The organism is Mammaliicoccus sp. B-M6, assembly GCF_022386965.1.
Classification (GTDB): domain Bacteria; phylum Bacillota; class Bacilli; order Staphylococcales; family Staphylococcaceae; genus Mammaliicoccus; species Mammaliicoccus sciuri_A.
On sequence record NZ_JAJNHJ010000025.1, the window covers coordinates 20163 to 37982 of the forward strand.

Consider the following 17820-nt stretch of genomic DNA (forward strand, 5'->3'; position numbering starts at 1 on the left):
TTGGAGGAAATATAATGAAGAAGACTAAATTAATGACTTTAACCGCAATATTAACAACAATAAATGTTGTCTTTAGTACATTTATCACGATACCAATAGGTCCAATAAAAGCATTGCCAATGCAACATTTCATTAATGTTATATCAGCCGTATTTCTTGGACCATGGTATGGCTTAGCGCAAGCTTTGTTATCTTCGTTTATTAGAATCTTACTAGGTTTAGGCACGATTTTTGCTTTTCCAGGCAGTATGATAGGCGTATTATTAGCAAGTTTACTTTATAAATATCGCAAACAATTATCGATTGCATCTTTAGGAGAAGTTATAGGTACAGGTGTGATAGGTAGCTTCGTTTGTATTCCGATAGGTTGGTTACTAGGATTAGGGAAAATTGCATTTTGGCCATTATTTTTATCATTTTTCTTTAGTAGTCTAATAGGCGCTATCGCAAGTTATATATTATTAAAAGCTTTTGAAAAAAGAGGTATATTAAAGAAATTAAAAAATGATACTTAAAGTTATATCATGAATTAAAGGGCGTGAAGCATAAATTGCTTTATTACGCTCTTTTTTTAATAAATAAACATACTCGTTTAATAGTAGAAATTTTGATAAAATAGATAAATCGAAAGTTAAAAAAAGGAACGTGAATAAAGATGTCTAAACCAACGCCGATGATGGCTCAATATTTAAAGATAAAATCTCAATATCAAGATACATTATTATTTTTCAGATTAGGTGATTTTTATGAAATGTTCTACGATGATGCAATTGAAGCATCGAGAGTTTTGGAAATAACACTAACAAGAAGAGATGCTAAGAAAGATCCAATTCCAATGTGCGGGGTACCATATCATTCTGCTTCTGGATATATTGAAAAACTTATTTCAAAAGGTTATAAAGTCGCGATTTGTGAACAAATGGAAGATCCGACACAAACTAAAGGAATGGTTCGTAGAGAAGTTGTGCAAGTCATAACGCCAGGTACGGTCATGGATCAAAAGGGTATGGACGAAAAAACAAATAATTATATATTAGGATTTATAAAAGAAGACGGAGAGTTTCATTTAAGTTACTGTGATGTCACAACAGGTGAATTAAAAGTAACATCATTTGTTGATGAAACAACTTTAATTAATGAAATTACAACGATTCACCCTAATGAGATTATTGTTAATAAAGTGTTACCAGATAATTTATATAAACAAATTCAGCTTATAACTGAAACAATCACAGTTATTGATAGCTATGAAGAACGAGATTATGAAGTTGTCACGGGCACATCTCACGCTCAAAAAAGATCATTAAATTATTTATTAAATTATATTCATGATAATGGTAAACGCGATATGCCACATTTAGAAGAAGTTGTCGTATATAGAGCTTTAGATTATATGAAAATGGACTTTTACGCGAAACGAAATCTTGAATTAACAGAAAGTATCAGACTTAAATCTAAAAAAGGTACATTATTATGGTTGATGGATGATACGAAAACACCTATGGGCGCAAGAAGATTAAAGCAATGGATAGATCGACCGCTTATCAACCAAAGAGATATCGAACAAAGATTAGATGCTGTTGAACAATTAGTGAATGGTTTTATTGAACGTGATGAACTTAGAAGTTATTTGAATATGGTATATGATATTGAAAGATTAGTCGGAAGAGTTAGCTATGGCAATGTGAATGCTAAAGATTTAGTACAGTTGAATTATTCAATAAAGCAAATTCCATATGTTAAAGAAATTATTGAAAGATTAGACTCAAAGTCTATAGACCGATTTAAAGATCTTGAACCATTAAATGATTTAGAACGATTATTAGATGAAAGTTTAGTAGAAGATCCACCTATTTCTGTTAAAGAAGGTGGCATATTTAAAAAAGGCTTTAATGAAACACTAGATCAATATAAAGAAGCTTCAACAAACGGTAAGCAATGGATAGCAGAATTACAATTAAAAGAACGTGAACGAACGGGTGTAAAATCATTAAAAGTAAGTTTTAACAAAGTTTTTGGGTACTATATTGAAATTACAAAAGCAAATTTAAATCATATTGATACAGATGCTCTAGGATATCAACGTAAGCAAACATTATCAAATGCTGAACGATTTATTACTGAAGAATTAAAAGAAAAAGAATCTATCATTTTAGGTGCAGAAGATAAAGCAATCGAACTAGAATATCAACTATTCCTTGATTTAAGACAAGAAGTGAAAGCTTATACTGAAAAGTTACAAGCACAAGCTAAATTACTATCAGAAATAGACTGTTTACAAAGCTTTGCTGAAATTGCGCAAAAATATCATTATACTCGTCCAATCTTTAGTAAAGATAAAACGTTATCACTTAAATCATCGCGACATCCGGTTGTTGAACGCGTAATGGATCATAATGACTATGTTCCAAATGACTGTTATTTAGATAAAGAAGGTTTTATCTATTTAATAACAGGACCAAATATGTCTGGTAAGAGTACGTATATGCGTCAAATAGCTATTATTAGTATTATGGCTCAAATGGGAGCATATGTGCCTGCAGATTATGCGCAATTGCCAATATTTGATCAAATTTTTACAAGAATTGGTGCAGCAGATGATTTAGTATCAGGCAAAAGTACATTTATGGTCGAAATGTTAGAAGCTGAAAAAGCTATGGTAGGAGCAACTGAAGATAGCTTAATTATATTTGATGAAATCGGAAGAGGAACATCTACATTTGATGGTCTAGCGCTTGCACAGTCTATGATTGAATATGTACATCATCATACAAAAGCAAAAACATTATTCTCCACACATTATCATGAGTTAACACATTTAGATGAAACGTTATCTGGACTTAAAAATATTCACGTAGCTGCACAAGAATATCAAGGAGAATTGATTTTCTTGCATAAAGTAAAAGAAGGTGCGGTTGATCAAAGTTATGGTATTCATGTAGCGAAATTAACGGATTTACCTGATGAAATTATTGAAAGAGCACATACTATTTTACAAGAACTTGAATCTCATACAAAAGTAGAGAAAGAAGCAGATAAGTATGAACAACCGTCATTCCAATTATTTGAAGAACAAGGGCAATCTGAAATTGAAAAGAAACTTAAATCAATTGATTTAATGAACATAACACCTATTGAAGCATTATCAAAACTGCATGAATTACAAAAACAACTTAAATAGAAAGTGTGAGTGCATTGGGAAAAATTAAAGAGCTCGAATTATCTTTAGCCAACAAAATAGCTGCAGGTGAAGTGGTTGAAAGACCAGCTTCTGTTGTAAAAGAATTGTTGGAAAATGCAATTGATGCTCAAGCTACTCAAATTGATATTACGATTAAAGAATCAGGTATTCAATCTATTAGAGTCGTAGATAATGGAACAGGCATTGAAGAAGACGATATAGCCAAAGCATTTGGTAGACATGCGACAAGTAAAATCAATAACGATTATGATTTGTTTCATATTCGTACACTTGGTTTTAGAGGCGAAGCTTTGGCAAGTATTTCATCAGTGAGTAGAGTAACGATGAAGACTTGTACGGATGGTATGCTTGGACATGAAGTACGCGTTGAAAATGGTGAAATCACGAAAAAACAACCTGCTAAAGCTAAAAAAGGTACAGATATTCTTGTTGAAGATTTATTCTATAATACGCCAGCAAGATTAAAATATGTTAAAAGTTTGTATACAGAACTGGGCAAAATTACGGATATAGTCAATAGAATGGCGATGAGCCATCCGAATATCGCATTTAATCTTGTATCAGATGACAAAACAGTTATTTCAACGAATGGCTCAGGAAGAACAAATGAAGTAATGGCTGAAATTTATGGTATGAAAATTGCGAAAGACCTTGTACCAATAAATGGCGAAACAGATGATTACGTCGTAAACGGATTTATTTGTAAACCTGAGCACACGAGAAGTAATCGTCATTATATTTCTATATTTATCAACGGGCGATATATTAAGAACTTTGTACTTAACAAAGCAATTATAGAAGGTTATCATACACTCTTACCAATCGGTAGATATCCAATCGTTTATTTAAATATTGAAATGGATCCGATTTTAGTAGATGTTAACGTACATCCGACTAAACTAGAAGTAAGGCTTTCTAAAGAACAACTACTTTATGATTTGATTAATCAAAAAATTAAAGAAGCATTTAGAGGTATGTCATTAATTCCAGACACATCTTTAGAAAAGCAAAAACCTAAAAAATCACAAAAAGAAATTTTTGAACAACAAAAAATAGATTTTGAAGCTAAAAGAAATCAAAATATAACTCAACAGCAGCAAGTTTCTCATAAAAGTGAAAGTGTTGAAGAAATTGAAAAAACAAATGACGCTACTAGCAGAGAACCTTCACCTTCTTGGCAATTTAAAGATAAGACAGAACATCATTCGGTTATACAAGAAGATACTATCAAACAAGAAGATAATAGAGATATAGATGTTCAGCATGATGAACCCGAGCATATTGAAAATAATGAAGAAACTTATGAAGTTCAAGATACAGTAGAATATGTTGATACACCATATCAAGCGCCAATTGAAGAAGAACAAGTATCTGAAGCGCCACGTGTACCGTATATGGAAGTTGTAGGTCAAGTACACGGAACATATATTGTGGCACAAAATGATACAGGCATGTTTATGATTGATCAACATGCAGCACAAGAACGAATTAAATATGAATTTTTCAAAGAAAAAATCGGTGAAGTCACAAACGAAACACAAAGTTTATTGTTGCCATTAACATTTAATTTCTCTAAAGACGAACACATGATTATTGAAAAGTATTTACAATCCTTAGCTGAAGCGGGCGTATTTTTAGAACCAATTGGTCATCATGATTATATGGTTAGCGAATACCCAGTTTGGTTGCCAAATGTTGATGCAGAAGAAATAATCAAAGATATGATCGATTACGTGTTAAATCATGAAAAAGTTGATATTAAAAAATTAAGAGAAGATGCAGCAATTATGATGAGTTGTAAGAAATCTATTAAAGCTAATCATTATTTAAGAAATCATGAAATGAGTCATTTAATAGATGAATTAAGAGAAACAACTGACCCGTTTACTTGTCCGCACGGAAGACCAATTATTATTGAATTAACGACGTATGAATTAGAAAAATTATTTAAACGCGTTATGTAGGAGGATAAAATGAACAAGCATATATTACCGGCTATTCGCTCTATGAAAGATATGGAAAAATTCTTTAAGATGGATTATGAACGATGCGTTTTACTAGATACACATATCGGTCATTTGCAAGGCATTTTAGAGCAAATGAAAAAGCATCAAAAAGAAGTGATGCTACACATTGATTTAATAAAAGGTTTATCAAATGATGAAGCGGCTGTTGAATATGTTATACAACAATATAAACCACATGGCATTATATCAACGAAATCAAAAATTATTAAACGTGCCAAAAAACTAAATACGTTAACGATATTACGTGTGTTCATTCTTGATAGCACAGCGTTAAGTAGAAGTATTGAACTGATTAAACAATCAGACCCTGATTTAGTGGAAGTACTACCAGGTGTTGCTACTAAAGTGATCAAAGAAATTAGTGATAAAACAGGTAAGAGAATTATTGCAGGTGGATTAATTAATACTAAAGAAGAAATTGATTTAGCAATTGAAAGCGGTGCACAATATGTTACGTCTAGCGATATTACAATTTGGTAAATTGATTTGACAACGTTTTCATAAAGTATTATACTTCTAATTAAGTTAATATATGAGATGAGTAAATGAGACCCTCTACGAAAAGAAACTATGCGTTAAATTTGTATAAATTACTATATGAATATGATGTGTAGTTCAACGTAGGGGGCTTTTTATGTATTAGCATATTATATTTAGGAGGGTGTTTAATATGGGTGAATTTTTAGGCGAATTAATTGGTACAGCCATCTTAATATTATTTGGTGGCGGTGTATGTGCTAACGTCAATCTAAAAGGGGCACTTGGTAAAGGTGCAGACTGGATTGTTATTTCATTAGGTTGGGGGCTAGCTGTTATGCTTGGTGTTTATGCAGTTGGTAATGTTTCCGGGGCACATTTAAACCCAGCTGTTACGCTTGGCTTTGCAATTGACGGATCATTCCCATGGTCTAAAGTTGTTCCATTTATTGTGGCTCAAATGATTGGTGCTATGATTGGTGCATTTTTAGTATGGGCTACTTATTTACCACACTGGAAAAAAACTGAAGATCAAGGTGCTAAGTTAGGTGTATTCTCAACTGGTCCATCTTATCCAAACTATGTAGCAAACTTCTTAAGTGAGATTATTGGAACTATGATCTTAGTTATGGGATTATTATTTATAGGAACTAATAAATTTACTGATGGCTTAAATCCTTTAATTGTTGGTTTATTAATCGTAGCAATTGGTTTAAGTTTAGGTGGTGCGACAGGTTATGCGATTAACCCAGCTCGTGATATCGGACCACGTATCATGCATATGCTATTACCAATTCCGGGTAAAGGAAGTTCAAATTGGAAATATGCAATTGTGCCGATTTTAGGACCGATTTCAGGTGGTATGTTAGGTGCAGCATTATTTAATATTTTATTTAACGGGGTTGTAAACGGTTTCGTTATATTCTCAATCATCTTTACAGTGATTGTCGTATTGTCTGGTATTTTCTTAAATAAATCAATACTTAAAGACGAAGTTTCAGAAATTCTGTAATATACAAATTTATAGGAGTGTTTAATATGGAAAAATACATTTTATCAATTGACCAAGGTACAACAAGTTCTAGAGCAATACTTTTTGATAAAGAAGGTACTATCAAATTTGTGAGTCAAAGAGAATTTAAGCAATACTTCCCTAAAGGTGGTTGGGTTGAGCATGATGCGAATGAAATTTGGACTTCAGTATTAGCGGTTATTTCAAGTGTACTTAATGAAAATAACATTAGTCCAAAACAAATCGAAGGTATTGGTATCACAAACCAAAGGGAAACTGCTGTCGTATGGGATAAAAATACTGGACGTCCAGTTTATCATGCAATTGTTTGGCAATCACGACAAACTCAAGACATTTGTACAGAATTAAAATCTAAAGATTTAGAACCAATTTTCAAAGAAAAAACTGGTCTATTATTAGATCCATATTTCTCAGGTACAAAAGTAAAATGGATTCTTGATAATGTTGAAGGTGCTAGAGAAAAAGCTGAAAACGGCGATTTATTATTCGGAACAATTGATACTTGGTTAATCTGGAAATTTACAGGTGACGTTCATGTAACAGATTATTCAAACGCAAGTAGAACATTAATGTATAACATTTATGACTTGAAATGGGACGAAGAATTATTAGAATATCTTGATGTTCCAGCTTCTATGTTGCCAGAAGTTAAACCTTCAAGTGAAGTATATGGTTATACTCAAGAACATCACTTCTTCGGTGAGAAAATTGCAATCGCTGGTGTAGCAGGTGACCAACAAGCTGCATTATTCGGACAAGCTTGCTTCGAAAGTGGAGAAGTTAAGAACACATACGGTACTGGTGGATTTATGTTAATGAACACTGGTGAAAAAGCTGTAAAATCTGAAAGTGGCTTATTAACAACTTTAGCTTATGGTCTAGACGGAAAAGTAAACTACGCATTAGAAGGTAGTATTTTCGTATCAGGATCAGCTATTCAGTGGTTAAGAGATGGTTTAAGAATGATTAAATCAGCACCAGCTTCAGAAGATTATGCTAATCGTGTTAAATCTACAGAAGGCGTATACGTCGTACCAGCGTTTGTTGGTTTAGGTACACCTTATTGGGATGCAGATGCTAGAGGTGCAATCTTCGGCTTAACACGTGGTACTGAAAAAGAACATTTCATTAGAGCAACTTTAGAATCATTATGTTACCAAACTAGAGATGTGTTAGAAGCAATGGAAAAAGATTCTGGAATTAATGTTGAAACATTAAGAGTTGATGGCGGTGCTGTTAAGAATAATTTCTTAATGCAATTCCAAGCTGATATTGTAAATACGCCAGTAGAAAGACCAGAAGTAAATGAAACAACTGCATTAGGTGCAGCATACTTAGCTGGATTAGCAGTAGGTTTCTGGAAATCTAAAGATGAGATAAAACAACGTTGGAAATTAGAAACAGAATTCAAACCTGAACTTGAAGAAGAAGAACGTGAAAAACTTTATAAAGGTTGGAAAACTGCAGTAAAAGCCACTCAAGCTTTTAAATTAGATTAAGTTGTGTTATCATATAGTTAAGTTAATATTTCGTAGAGACATGAGAGGCTTTGTTCGTACATTTTTGTAGGGATAAGTCTCTCATTTTTTTACATTTTATAGGAGGAAATGGTTATGCAACAATTATCAGCATTAAATCGTAATCAAGTTAAAGATCAACTTAAAAATACTGAATATGACGTAGTTGTTATCGGTGGAGGAATCACTGGTGCAGGTATCGCTTTAGATGCAGCGCAACGTGGTATGAAAGTAGCATTAGTAGAAATGCAAGACTTTGCACAAGGTACAAGTTCTAGAAGTACGAAATTAGTTCATGGTGGATTACGTTACTTAAAACAATTCCAAGTTGGCGTAGTTGCTGAAACTGGTAAAGAAAGAGCGATCGTTTATGAAAATGGTCCTCACGTAACAACACCAGAATGGATGTTATTACCTTTACACAAAGGCGGTAGCATGGGTCCATTTACAACATCAATCGGCTTGAAAGTTTATGATTTCTTAGCAGGTGTTAAAAAAGCTGAACGTCGTACAATGTTAAACAGAGAAGAAACAATTAAGAAAGAACCACTTGTAAAACAAGACGGTTTAAAAGCTGGTGGTTACTATGTTGAGTACCGTACAGATGATGCTCGTTTAACAATTGAAGTTATGAAACGCGCACGTGAATTTGGTGCAGATATCATTAACTATGCTAAATCAAATAAATTCTTATATAACAAAAAGAAAAAAGTATCAGGTATCGAAGTAACTGATTTATTACAAAATGAAATTTTCGAAATTAAAGGTAAAAGAGTTATCAATGCTGCAGGTCCATGGGTTGATGAAGTACGTGGTAAAGACTATTCAACAAACAATAAACAACTTAGATTAACTAAAGGTGTTCATATTGTAATAGACCAAAGCGTATTCCCATTAGGTCAAGCTGTATATTTTGATACAGAAAATGATGGCAGAATGATTTTCGCAATTCCTAGAGATGGAAAAGCTTACGTTGGTACTACTGATACAATTTATGATAATGATAAATCTTCTCCTAAAGTTACAGAAGAAGATCGTCAATATTTATTAGATGCTATTCACTATATGTTCCCAACTGTAAAAGTTGAAGATAAAGATATCGAATCAACATGGGCTGGTGTTAGACCATTAATCTTTGAAAAAGGTAAAGATCCATCAGAAATTTCTCGTAAAGATGAAATTTGGGAAGGCGATTCAGGCTTACTTACAATCGCTGGTGGTAAATTAACAGGTTACCGTCATATGGCTCAAGACATTGTTGATTTATTAAGTAAACGTCTTAAAGAAGAATATAAATTATCATTCAAACCTTGTCGTACAAAAGAAACTTACATTTCTGGCGGTAACGTTGGTGGTAGTAAAAATTATGAATCATTCGTTGAAAGTAAAGTTAAAGAAGCTAAAAACTACAACTTATCAGAAGATGCAGCACGTTATTTAGCTAGAAAATACGGATCTAATGTAGATGAAGTATTTGCTATTGCACATGCTACACAAGTTGCAGATGTTAACCTACCAATCGAAGTATATGCTGAAGTTATTTACAGCATTCAAAAAGAAATGGTTCATAAACCAACTGACTTCTTAGTACGTCGTTCAGGTCGTTTATACTTTGATATTCAATATGTATTAGATCATAAAGATGCGATAGTTGAAGTAATGGCTCAAGTATTAAATTATGATAATGATACTAAACGCGTTTATAAAGATGAATTAGAACAAGCTATTAAAGAAGCGGTTAATCCAAATGATCAACCAGCTATAGTTAAATAATTTATAATTTATTTTTTAAACCTGCTGACAACTTTTTGTCGGCAGGTTTTTTATATTATATGATGGATTTGTGAATATATTTTTAAGCGCTATAGATTTTGCTATAATGTCTTATAAGGGAGGCGCATGTCTTTGAGACGATTTAATCATAGAATTACATTATCTACAGAACAAACTTTAGAAGTTACAATTGATAAAACGGATGAAAAACCTTATGGAATTATACATATACTGCATGGTGTGGCTGAACATAAAGATAGATATGATGCAGTAGCAGAATATTTATGTAAAAGAGGCTTTCATGTTATACGTCATAACCACCGAGGTCATGGTATGAACATAGAAGCTTCTTCAAGAGGTCATTTTAATGCATTACAAGATTTAGTCGACGACGTTAAAGAAGTAAGGGATACATTTAAAAATGAACTTAATCCGGAATTGCCATTTATATTACTTGGCCATTCTATGGGTTCGTTAGTTGCGAGACAATTTGTTCATGATTATCCAAATGATGTAGATGCTTTGATACTGTCAGGAACGGTTGTTTATCCTAAAATTCAAGGCAAGTTAAACTTATATGCATTAAAGTTTGTGAATTTATTTTTAGGAAGTCGCACAAAATCAAAGTTTATTAATAATATTGCTTTTAAGACAATGAATCGACAACATAAAGATTTAAATAAAGATAATAAATGGTTAAGTCAAAGTGATGAAAATCGTGAGCAATATGAAAAAGATATGTATTCAGGATTTCCGATTTCACATAAAGTACTTCTAGAAACAGTAAAGGCTTCTGTCCAAACTAAGAAAATCAGTTATATTAAACAACAAAATTTAAATATGTCGATTTTACTAGTATCAGGTAAAGAAGATCACTTTGGTGGATTTGGTAATGGTATTAAACAGTTAGCTTCTATTTATAAACGTTCAGGTGTTAAACATGTCACAGTACAATTATATAAAAATAAGCGTCATGAAGTGTTATTTGAGACGAACCGTTATGCAGTGTATGAACATTTATATAATTGGTTGATGGTACAAATTAAACAATTAGAAAAAGAGGAAATAACAAATGAATGAAAAACCATTAATTGCAATAGTAGGACCTACTGCAGTAGGTAAAACAGAATTAAGTATTAAATTAGCCAAAGCTTTAAACGGTGAAGTTATTAATGGTGATGCCTTTCAAATTTATAAAGGTCTAGATATTGGTACAGCTAAAGTGACAGAAGAAGAAAAAGAAGGCGTTATTCATCATTTAATAGATGTATATGAACCGGATGAACCATATTCAGTTTATCGATTTAAACAAGACTTTGAAAGAATTGTAAAGGATATTCATGATAGAGGTAAAATGCCGATACTTGTCGGTGGAACAGGTTTATATGTACAGTCGGTTTTATATGATTATAACCTTGAAGAAGAGAAAATCAGTTCTGAAAAAATGGAAATTACAAAATATAAATTAAATAAATTATCTAAATGCTCAAATATTGAATTGCACAATTATTTATATGAAATCGACCCAGAAACCGCGTCATCAGTGCATCCGAACAATCGAAAAAGAGTAGAAAGAGCTATTGAATATTACTTAAATACGAAAAAAACTTTAAGTGAAAGAAAGAAAAGCCAGACATTTTCTGGAAAATATAGTACAATATTAATTGGGATAGAAATGTCGCGCGAAACATTATATCAAAGAATTAATATGCGCGTTGACATGATGTTGCAGCGAGGATTATTAAGAGAAGTGTCTAATCTTGTTGAGAAAGGATATCAAGATTCTCAAAGTATGCAAGCAATTGGATATAAAGAATTGGTACCAGTAGTAAATGGAGAAATAGACATAGAAACCTCTACAGAACAAATCAAGCAAAATTCAAGAAGATATGCCAAACGTCAAATGACTTGGTTTAAAAACAAAATGAATGTGACTTGGTTTCAACGGGATAAACAGTCTTTAACAGAAATCGCAGACAACGTAATCCAATTATCCAAGTGAAGGGGAAAGTCATATGGCAGAGAAAGAAAATATTCAAGAAGTTTTACTTAAGAAATTCAAATCAGAAGGAACTGAACTTACGGTATTCTTATTGAATGGATTTCAAATGAAAGGGAAAATTGTCGACTTTGACGACAAAGTTGTATTATTAGATATTCAAGGGAAAGAACATCTAATTTACAAACATGCTATCTCAACTTTCGTAGATGCACAAGATGATGAAAATCAAGATAGCGAACAATAATTGTGTTTCAAATAATAAGCGGCTAGGACATTTTATTGTCTTAGCCGCTTATTTATGTGTAATCAATTATAATACTGCTTCTATTAAACTTCTCAATTGTTCAGGGCTTTTTTGTGGAGAGAATCGATTCACAACTTCTCCATCTTTATTCACTAAGAACTTTGTAAAGTTCCATTTAATTGACCCATTTAAAATACCTTTTTTAGCAGAAGTCAAATATTCATATAGAGGATGTTGTTCTGAACCTTTAACTTTTATTTTTTCATGCATTGGGAAAGTTACACCATAATTTAATTTGCAATTTTGGTATGCTTCATAAGAGTCGCCAGGTTCTTGATTACCAAATTGATTACATGGGAATCCTAACACCACGAAATCTTGATCTTTATAATCTTGGTATAAAGCTTCTAAACCTTCAAATTGAGGTGTGAACCCACATTCACTTGCTGTATTAACAATTAAAATAGCTTTTCCTTTATACTCAGATAATGAATATTCTTCACCGTTCGTTTTTGCAACAACGAAGTCATAAATTGACATTGCCATCACTCCTTTTCTTAATTCTATTATAATCAAAAATTTATCAAAGTCATATCAATTTGCATGCATGTTTATATGTTAAAATATATTTAAAGTGAGCGTGATAAAAATGAAAAATGATATGAAGTCGACAAAACATGAAACAGAAAAAGTAATCCTGTTAGCAATTCATGATAAAAAAGATGATGAAGCAACATTTAAATCAACAGTTCAAGAATTGGAATCTCTTGCTGTTACAAGCCAACTAGAAGTCATGGAACTCTTCACTCAAAAAAGAGAGCGACCTGATCAACAGTATTATTTTGGTAAAGGTAAAATTGAAGAAGTCATTGAATATATCGAATTGAATGATATTAAAGTGAATGCAGTCATTGCAAATGATGAATTGACAACTGCGCAATCGAAACATTTAGATGAGTTATTTAACACAAAAATTATAGACCGCACTCAATTGATTTTAGAAATTTTTGCGCAAAGAGCTTCAAGTAGAGAAGGTCAATTGCAAGTTGAATTAGCACAGTTAGATTATTTATTGCCGAGATTATCTGGACACGGCAAAAGCTTATCTCGTTTAGGTGGCGGAATTGGTACGAGAGGTCCAGGTGAAACGAAATTAGAAACAGATAGAAGACATATTCGTACTAGAATGAATGAAATAAAGCATCAATTAGAAACAATCGTTTCTCATCGTTCACGTTATAGAGAACGACGTCAACATAATCAAGCATACCAAGTTGCATTAATTGGTTATACAAATGCCGGTAAATCTTCGTGGTTTAATCAGTTATCAAATGATGAAACATTCGAACAAGATTTGTTATTTGCGACTTTAGATCCTAAATCTCGCGCCATTACAATAAATGACGGGTTTAACGTGATACTTTCTGATACAGTTGGGTTTATTCAGAAGTTGCCTACAACATTGATCGCAGCATTTAAATCGACTTTAGAAGAAGCGAAATATGCGCAATTACTCGTTCATGTTGTAGATGCAAGCCATCCACACTATATGGAACAGTATGAAACGGTTATGACTTTAGTTAATCAATTAGATATGGGACATATTCCGATGTTGGTCGTATTTAATAAAAAAGATTTAGCGCCTTCTAATCATTCAGCGATATCAGGACAATCTATATTTGTTTCAGCAAAAGGTTCTAATGATAAAGCTATATTTAAAGAAAAATTAGTCGATATGATTAAAGAAACAATGGATTACTACGAAATGGATATTCCATCAAGGGATGCTGACAAATTATATTGGCAAAAAAAACATACTTTAGTTGAGAAAATGGATTTTGATGAAGAAACAGAAACATATCACATAAAAGGTTATAAACAGAAATAAGAGGTAAACAAATGGAACAGAAATTAAAAGAATTAATTATTGATGTAGAAAAAGAATTAAGACCATACTTTGATCAAATCGAACATAATGCATTAATCGCACAAGAACATGTACTTGATGCATTTCATGAAGTGAAAATCACTGAATCAGACTTAATCGGTACAACTGGATATGGATACGACGATGTAGGTCGAGATCATTTAGAAGATGTTTATAGTAAAGTATTTAAAGCTGAAGACAGTTTAGTAAGACCTCAAATTATTTCAGGTACGCACGCTATTACATTAGCGCTTAACAGCCAACTGAAATATGGAGACGAATTATTATATATTACAGGAACACCTTATGATACGTTATTAGAAGTAATCGGTATAAATGGTAATGGTATAGGAAGTTTTATCGAACAAGGTATCACATACCGAGAAGTACCATTGAAACAAAATGAAATAGATATTCATTCAGTGTTAGAAAATATTAATGAAAATACTAAAGTCATTGCGATACAAAGATCTAAAGGTTATAGTTCGCGACCTTCATTAACAATTGCACAAATTGAACAAGCAATCAATGCGATTAAAGAAACATATCCAGATAAAATTGTCTTTGTAGATAATTGTTATGGAGAATTTGTTGAGGATAAAGAACCCATTGAAATTGGTGCAGATTTAATAGCAGGTTCTTTAATTAAAAATCCAGGAGGTGGTTTAGCCAAAATTGGCGGTTATATTTCAGGAAAAGCTGACCTGATAGAACGTTGTGCATACAGATTAACAGCACCAGGAATTGGTAAAGAAGCGGGCGCATCTTTAGGAAGTTTACCAGAAATGTATCAAGGGTTCTTCTTAGCACCACATGTTGTCAGTCAAAGTTTGAAAGGTGCATTATTCACTTCTCGCTTGCTAGAAAAATTAAATATGACAACGACACCGCATTATCAAGATAAACGTACAGATATTATTCAATCTGTTACTTTTGAAACAAAAGAACAAATGATTGCATTTTGTCAGTCGATACAACACGCATCTCCAATTAATGCGCATTTTAGTCCGATGCCTAGCTATATGCCAGGTTATGAAGATGATGTTATCATGGCTGCAGGTACATTTATTCAAGGATCATCAATTGAGTTAACGGCAGATGGTCCAATTAGACCACCATATGAAGCTTACATTCAAGGTGGCTTAACTTATGAACATGTTAAAATTGCGATAACGCGTGCTGTACAGCATTTAATCAAGCAAAACCTTGTTGAATTATAAAAAAGATGTAAGGTTTCCTGACATTCATTTGTTTTCTGAAAATTTATGTGCTAAATTTATAACAAGTTCTTACTAAAGGAGGCGGTCGTGCTGTCAAGAGACATAATCAGAAGAAACATGGCCGTGTTCCCGATTGGTGTCGTAATCAAGTTAACAGAGCTAACAGCCAGACAAATCAGATACTATGAAAGCAATGAGCTCGTTTCGCCCAAAAGGACTGAAGGTAATCAACGGTTATTTTCTTTAAATGACCTTGAACGATTACTGGAAATTAAAAATCTTATCGAAAAGGGATTTAATATGAAAGGGATCAAACAAATTCTTTTAGAAGAAGAAAATGACCTTTCTGAAGAAGAACTGAAGATGAGAGAGCGGGTAATTAGAGGAACTTCTAAAACAGAGGGACCACTTAACCGTGGAGATTTATCAAGATTTTTTAATTAAAAACTGGAGGATAATCACATGGCTAAACAAACTTTTACAAAAGAAGATATTTTTCGTTTTGCTGACGAAGAAAACGTACGTTATTTAAGATTACAATTTACTGACATTTTAGGTACAATTAAAAACGTTGAAGTACCAATTGCACAATTAGAAAAAGTATTAAACAATGAAATGATGTTTGACGGTTCTTCAATTGAAGGATTCGTGCGAATTGAAGAATCGGATATGTATTTATGTCCTGACTTAGACACTTGGGTAATTTTCCCTTGGACTGCAGGAAAAGGCAAAGTAGCACGATTAATTTGTGATATTTACAATCCGGATGGCAAACCATTCCCTGGTGATCCACGTACAAACTTAAAACGTGTATTAAAAGAAATGGAAGAGTTAGGATTTACAGATTTCAACTTAGGACCTGAACCAGAATTCTTCTTATTCAAATTAGATGAAAAAGGAGAACCAACATTAGAATTAAACGATAATGGTGGATACTTCGACTTAGCACCTACAGATTTAGGTGAAAACTGTCGTCGTGATATCGTTCTAGAATTAGAAGATATGGGCTTTGATATTGAAGCAAGTCACCACGAAGTAGCACCTGGTCAACATGAAATCGACTTTAAATATGCAGATGCTATAACAGCATGTGATAACATTCAAACATTCAAACTAGTTGTAAAAACAATTGCACGTAAACATAACTTGCATGCGACATTCATGCCAAAACCATTATTTGGTGTAAACGGAAGCGGAATGCACTTTAACGTTTCATTATTCAAAGGTAAAGAAAATGCATTCTTCGATCCAAATGGAGAAATGCAATTAACTGATGATGCATATCACTTTATTGCTGGTATCTTGAAAAATGCACGTGGATTTACAGCAGTATGTAACCCATTAGTAAATTCATATAAACGTTTAGTGCCTGGTTATGAAGCACCATGTTATATCGCATGGAGTGGTCAAAACCGTTCACCATTAGTAAGAATACCTGTATCTCGCGGATTATCAACTCGTGTTGAAATTCGTTCAGTAGACCCAGCAGCTAACCCTTACTTAGCATTAGCTACTATCCTTGAAGCTGGATTAGATGGTATTAAAAATAAATTAACACCACCAGAATCAGTAGATCAAAACATCTATGAAATGGATAGAGAAGAACGTGAAGCGGTAGGCGTACAAGACTTACCATCAACACTTTATACAGCTGTTAAAGCAATGAAAGAAAATAAAGTTGTTAAACAAGCATTAGGTAATCATATCTATCGCCAATTCATACAATCTAAATCATTAGAGTGGGATTATTACAGAACACAAGTATCAGAATGGGAAAGAGATCAATATATGAAGCAATACTAATTGCTATTAACCCTCAAAGCTTATGCTTTGAGGGTTTTTTTGTCTGGATTTTGGGGGGAGTGTGGGGATGTGTTATAGAAGTTAAAATATGGTGGAGGCGTTAGTAACAAAAGTTGGGCGAAGTGTAACTAAGGCAAGCCATACAAACAAAAGTCGAAGGAATTGTAACTAAGAGCGCCTATGGTAATGGACCGTCTACACTTAATTGGACAACTTCTCTTTAAAGAAGTTGTCCAATTAAGTGTAGACGGTCCATATTAAAAGTTTGAGAGTAGAAATAAAGAATGGGGATTCATATTATAGACAACAAACTGATGAAGAATTAAAAAAAGATTTCACTTCATTCTCTGATGAAAATACAAAGTTATATATTAAAGAAATGAAACGTGCTGATACTATAAGGTTTATCACATATGTTTTACTTATAATAGGATTTTTTGGAATAATATTAGGCCTATATTAAAAAAAGACCACCTACAGAGAGGTGATCTTTAAGTTTGTAGTGGGAGTGTAAAATAAACTGTGTAAGTAGAGAACGTACGACTCTACTTCACAGTTTATTTTTTATATAATCTAGCGCGCTATCGCTTACTAT

At 32.7% G+C, this 17820-nt stretch carries 14 protein-coding genes and 1 pseudogene; 14 read left to right on the forward strand and 1 reads right to left on the reverse strand.

The window, feature by feature from the left end; all coding sequences use genetic code 11:
* Positions 1–14 precede the first annotated feature (14 nt).
* The 10 genes from thiW (at position 15) to hfq (ending at position 12275) form a co-directional block, all read left to right on the forward strand.
* Positions 15–515, forward strand: coding sequence for an energy coupling factor transporter S component ThiW (gene thiW, locus LQ693_RS09735; protein ID WP_025905607.1), 501 nt, complete (start codon positions 15–17; stop codon positions 513–515).
* A 140-nt stretch (positions 516–655) separates the two neighbouring features.
* A complete protein-coding gene (gene mutS / locus LQ693_RS09740) occupies positions 656–3181 on the forward strand; it encodes a DNA mismatch repair protein MutS (RefSeq protein WP_107565699.1) in 2526 nt (841 codons plus the stop codon).
* A gap of 14 nt (positions 3182–3195) precedes the next feature.
* On the forward strand, positions 3196–5166 hold the full coding sequence (gene mutL / locus LQ693_RS09745; RefSeq protein WP_025905609.1) for a DNA mismatch repair endonuclease MutL: 1971 nt from the start codon (positions 3196–3198) through the stop codon (positions 5164–5166).
* Between the two features lie 9 nt (positions 5167–5175).
* Entirely contained in the window at positions 5176–5709 is a 534-nt protein-coding gene (locus LQ693_RS09750) for a glycerol-3-phosphate responsive antiterminator (RefSeq protein ID WP_025905610.1), read from the forward strand.
* 190 nt (positions 5710–5899) lie between these two features.
* On the forward strand, positions 5900–6718 hold the full coding sequence (locus tag LQ693_RS09755; RefSeq protein ID WP_239703191.1) for an MIP/aquaporin family protein: 819 nt from the start codon (positions 5900–5902) through the stop codon (positions 6716–6718).
* A 26-nt stretch (positions 6719–6744) separates the two neighbouring features.
* A complete protein-coding gene (gene glpK / locus LQ693_RS09760) occupies positions 6745–8238 on the forward strand; it encodes a glycerol kinase GlpK (protein WP_049318999.1) in 1494 nt (497 codons plus the stop codon).
* 114 nt (positions 8239–8352) lie between these two features.
* Entirely contained in the window at positions 8353–10029 is a 1677-nt protein-coding gene (locus LQ693_RS09765) for a glycerol-3-phosphate dehydrogenase/oxidase (RefSeq protein ID WP_025905613.1), read from the forward strand.
* Positions 10030–10161: 132 nt separating this feature from the next.
* A complete protein-coding gene (locus tag LQ693_RS09770; protein ID WP_239703190.1) occupies positions 10162–11109 on the forward strand; it encodes an alpha/beta fold hydrolase in 948 nt (315 codons plus the stop codon).
* Positions 11102–12031 (forward strand): tRNA (adenosine(37)-N6)-dimethylallyltransferase MiaA, encoded by a 930-nt coding sequence (gene miaA, locus LQ693_RS09775; protein ID WP_239703189.1) that lies wholly within the window; start codon positions 11102–11104, stop codon positions 12029–12031. Before LQ693_RS09770 ends, miaA begins: the two co-directional genes overlap by 8 nt.
* A gap of 13 nt (positions 12032–12044) precedes the next feature.
* Positions 12045–12275, forward strand: a complete 231-nt coding sequence (gene hfq, locus LQ693_RS09780; RefSeq protein WP_025905616.1) for an RNA chaperone Hfq — start codon at positions 12045–12047, stop codon at positions 12273–12275.
* Between the two features lie 66 nt (positions 12276–12341).
* On the opposite strand, the gene LQ693_RS09785 is transcribed toward hfq, so the two are convergent.
* Entirely contained in the window at positions 12342–12815 is a 474-nt protein-coding gene (locus LQ693_RS09785; protein ID WP_239703188.1) for a glutathione peroxidase, read from the reverse strand.
* Positions 12816–12924: 109 nt separating this feature from the next.
* Here LQ693_RS09785 and hflX point away from each other — a divergent pair, with 109 nt between their 5' ends.
* The 4 genes and pseudogenes from hflX to glnA all read left to right on the forward strand — a co-directional run bounded on the left by hflX (position 12925) and on the right by glnA (position 17225).
* A complete protein-coding gene (hflX, locus tag LQ693_RS09790) occupies positions 12925–14163 on the forward strand; it encodes a GTPase HflX (RefSeq protein WP_107596758.1) in 1239 nt (412 codons plus the stop codon).
* 11 nt (positions 14164–14174) lie between these two features.
* Positions 14175–15422 carry a methionine gamma-lyase family protein gene (locus tag LQ693_RS09795; protein ID WP_107573047.1) on the forward strand — a complete coding sequence of 416 codons (1248 nt, stop codon included), beginning with the start codon at positions 14175–14177 and terminating at the stop codon, positions 15420–15422.
* Between the two features lie 87 nt (positions 15423–15509).
* Positions 15510–15747: pseudogene (locus LQ693_RS09800) on the forward strand (MerR family transcriptional regulator); the annotation flags it as partial.
* Between the two features lie 137 nt (positions 15748–15884).
* Positions 15885–17225: a type I glutamate--ammonia ligase gene (gene glnA / locus LQ693_RS09805; protein WP_025905621.1), complete on the forward strand. Its 1341-nt coding sequence runs from the start codon at positions 15885–15887 to the stop codon at positions 17223–17225.
* The last annotated feature ends 595 nt before the right edge of the window (positions 17226–17820 follow it).

What these genes read in the sequence shown, in the direction of transcription:
- LQ693_RS09765 (WP_025905613.1), top strand. Translation starts at nt 8,353, where the DNA reads ATGCAACAATTATCAGCATTAAATCGTAATCAAGTTAAAGATCAACTT.
- LQ693_RS09795 (WP_107573047.1), top strand. Translation starts at nt 14,175, where the DNA reads ATGGAACAGAAATTAAAAGAATTAATTATTGATGTAGAAAAAGAATTA.
- mutS (WP_107565699.1), top strand. Translation starts at nt 656, where the DNA reads ATGTCTAAACCAACGCCGATGATGGCTCAATATTTAAAGATAAAATCT.
- LQ693_RS09755 (WP_239703191.1), top strand. Translation starts at nt 5,900, where the DNA reads ATGGGTGAATTTTTAGGCGAATTAATTGGTACAGCCATCTTAATATTA.
- thiW (WP_025905607.1), top strand. Translation starts at nt 15, where the DNA reads ATGAAGAAGACTAAATTAATGACTTTAACCGCAATATTAACAACAATA.
- glpK (WP_049318999.1), top strand. Translation starts at nt 6,745, where the DNA reads ATGGAAAAATACATTTTATCAATTGACCAAGGTACAACAAGTTCTAGA.
- glnA (WP_025905621.1), top strand. Translation starts at nt 15,885, where the DNA reads ATGGCTAAACAAACTTTTACAAAAGAAGATATTTTTCGTTTTGCTGAC.
- miaA (WP_239703189.1), top strand. Translation starts at nt 11,102, where the DNA reads ATGAATGAAAAACCATTAATTGCAATAGTAGGACCTACTGCAGTAGGT.
- LQ693_RS09750 (WP_025905610.1), top strand. Translation starts at nt 5,176, where the DNA reads ATGAACAAGCATATATTACCGGCTATTCGCTCTATGAAAGATATGGAA.
- LQ693_RS09785 (WP_239703188.1), bottom strand. Translation starts at nt 12,815, where the DNA reads ATGTCAATTTATGACTTCGTTGTTGCAAAAACGAACGGTGAAGAATAT.
- hfq (WP_025905616.1), top strand. Translation starts at nt 12,045, where the DNA reads ATGGCAGAGAAAGAAAATATTCAAGAAGTTTTACTTAAGAAATTCAAA.
- hflX (WP_107596758.1), top strand. Translation starts at nt 12,925, where the DNA reads ATGAAAAATGATATGAAGTCGACAAAACATGAAACAGAAAAAGTAATC.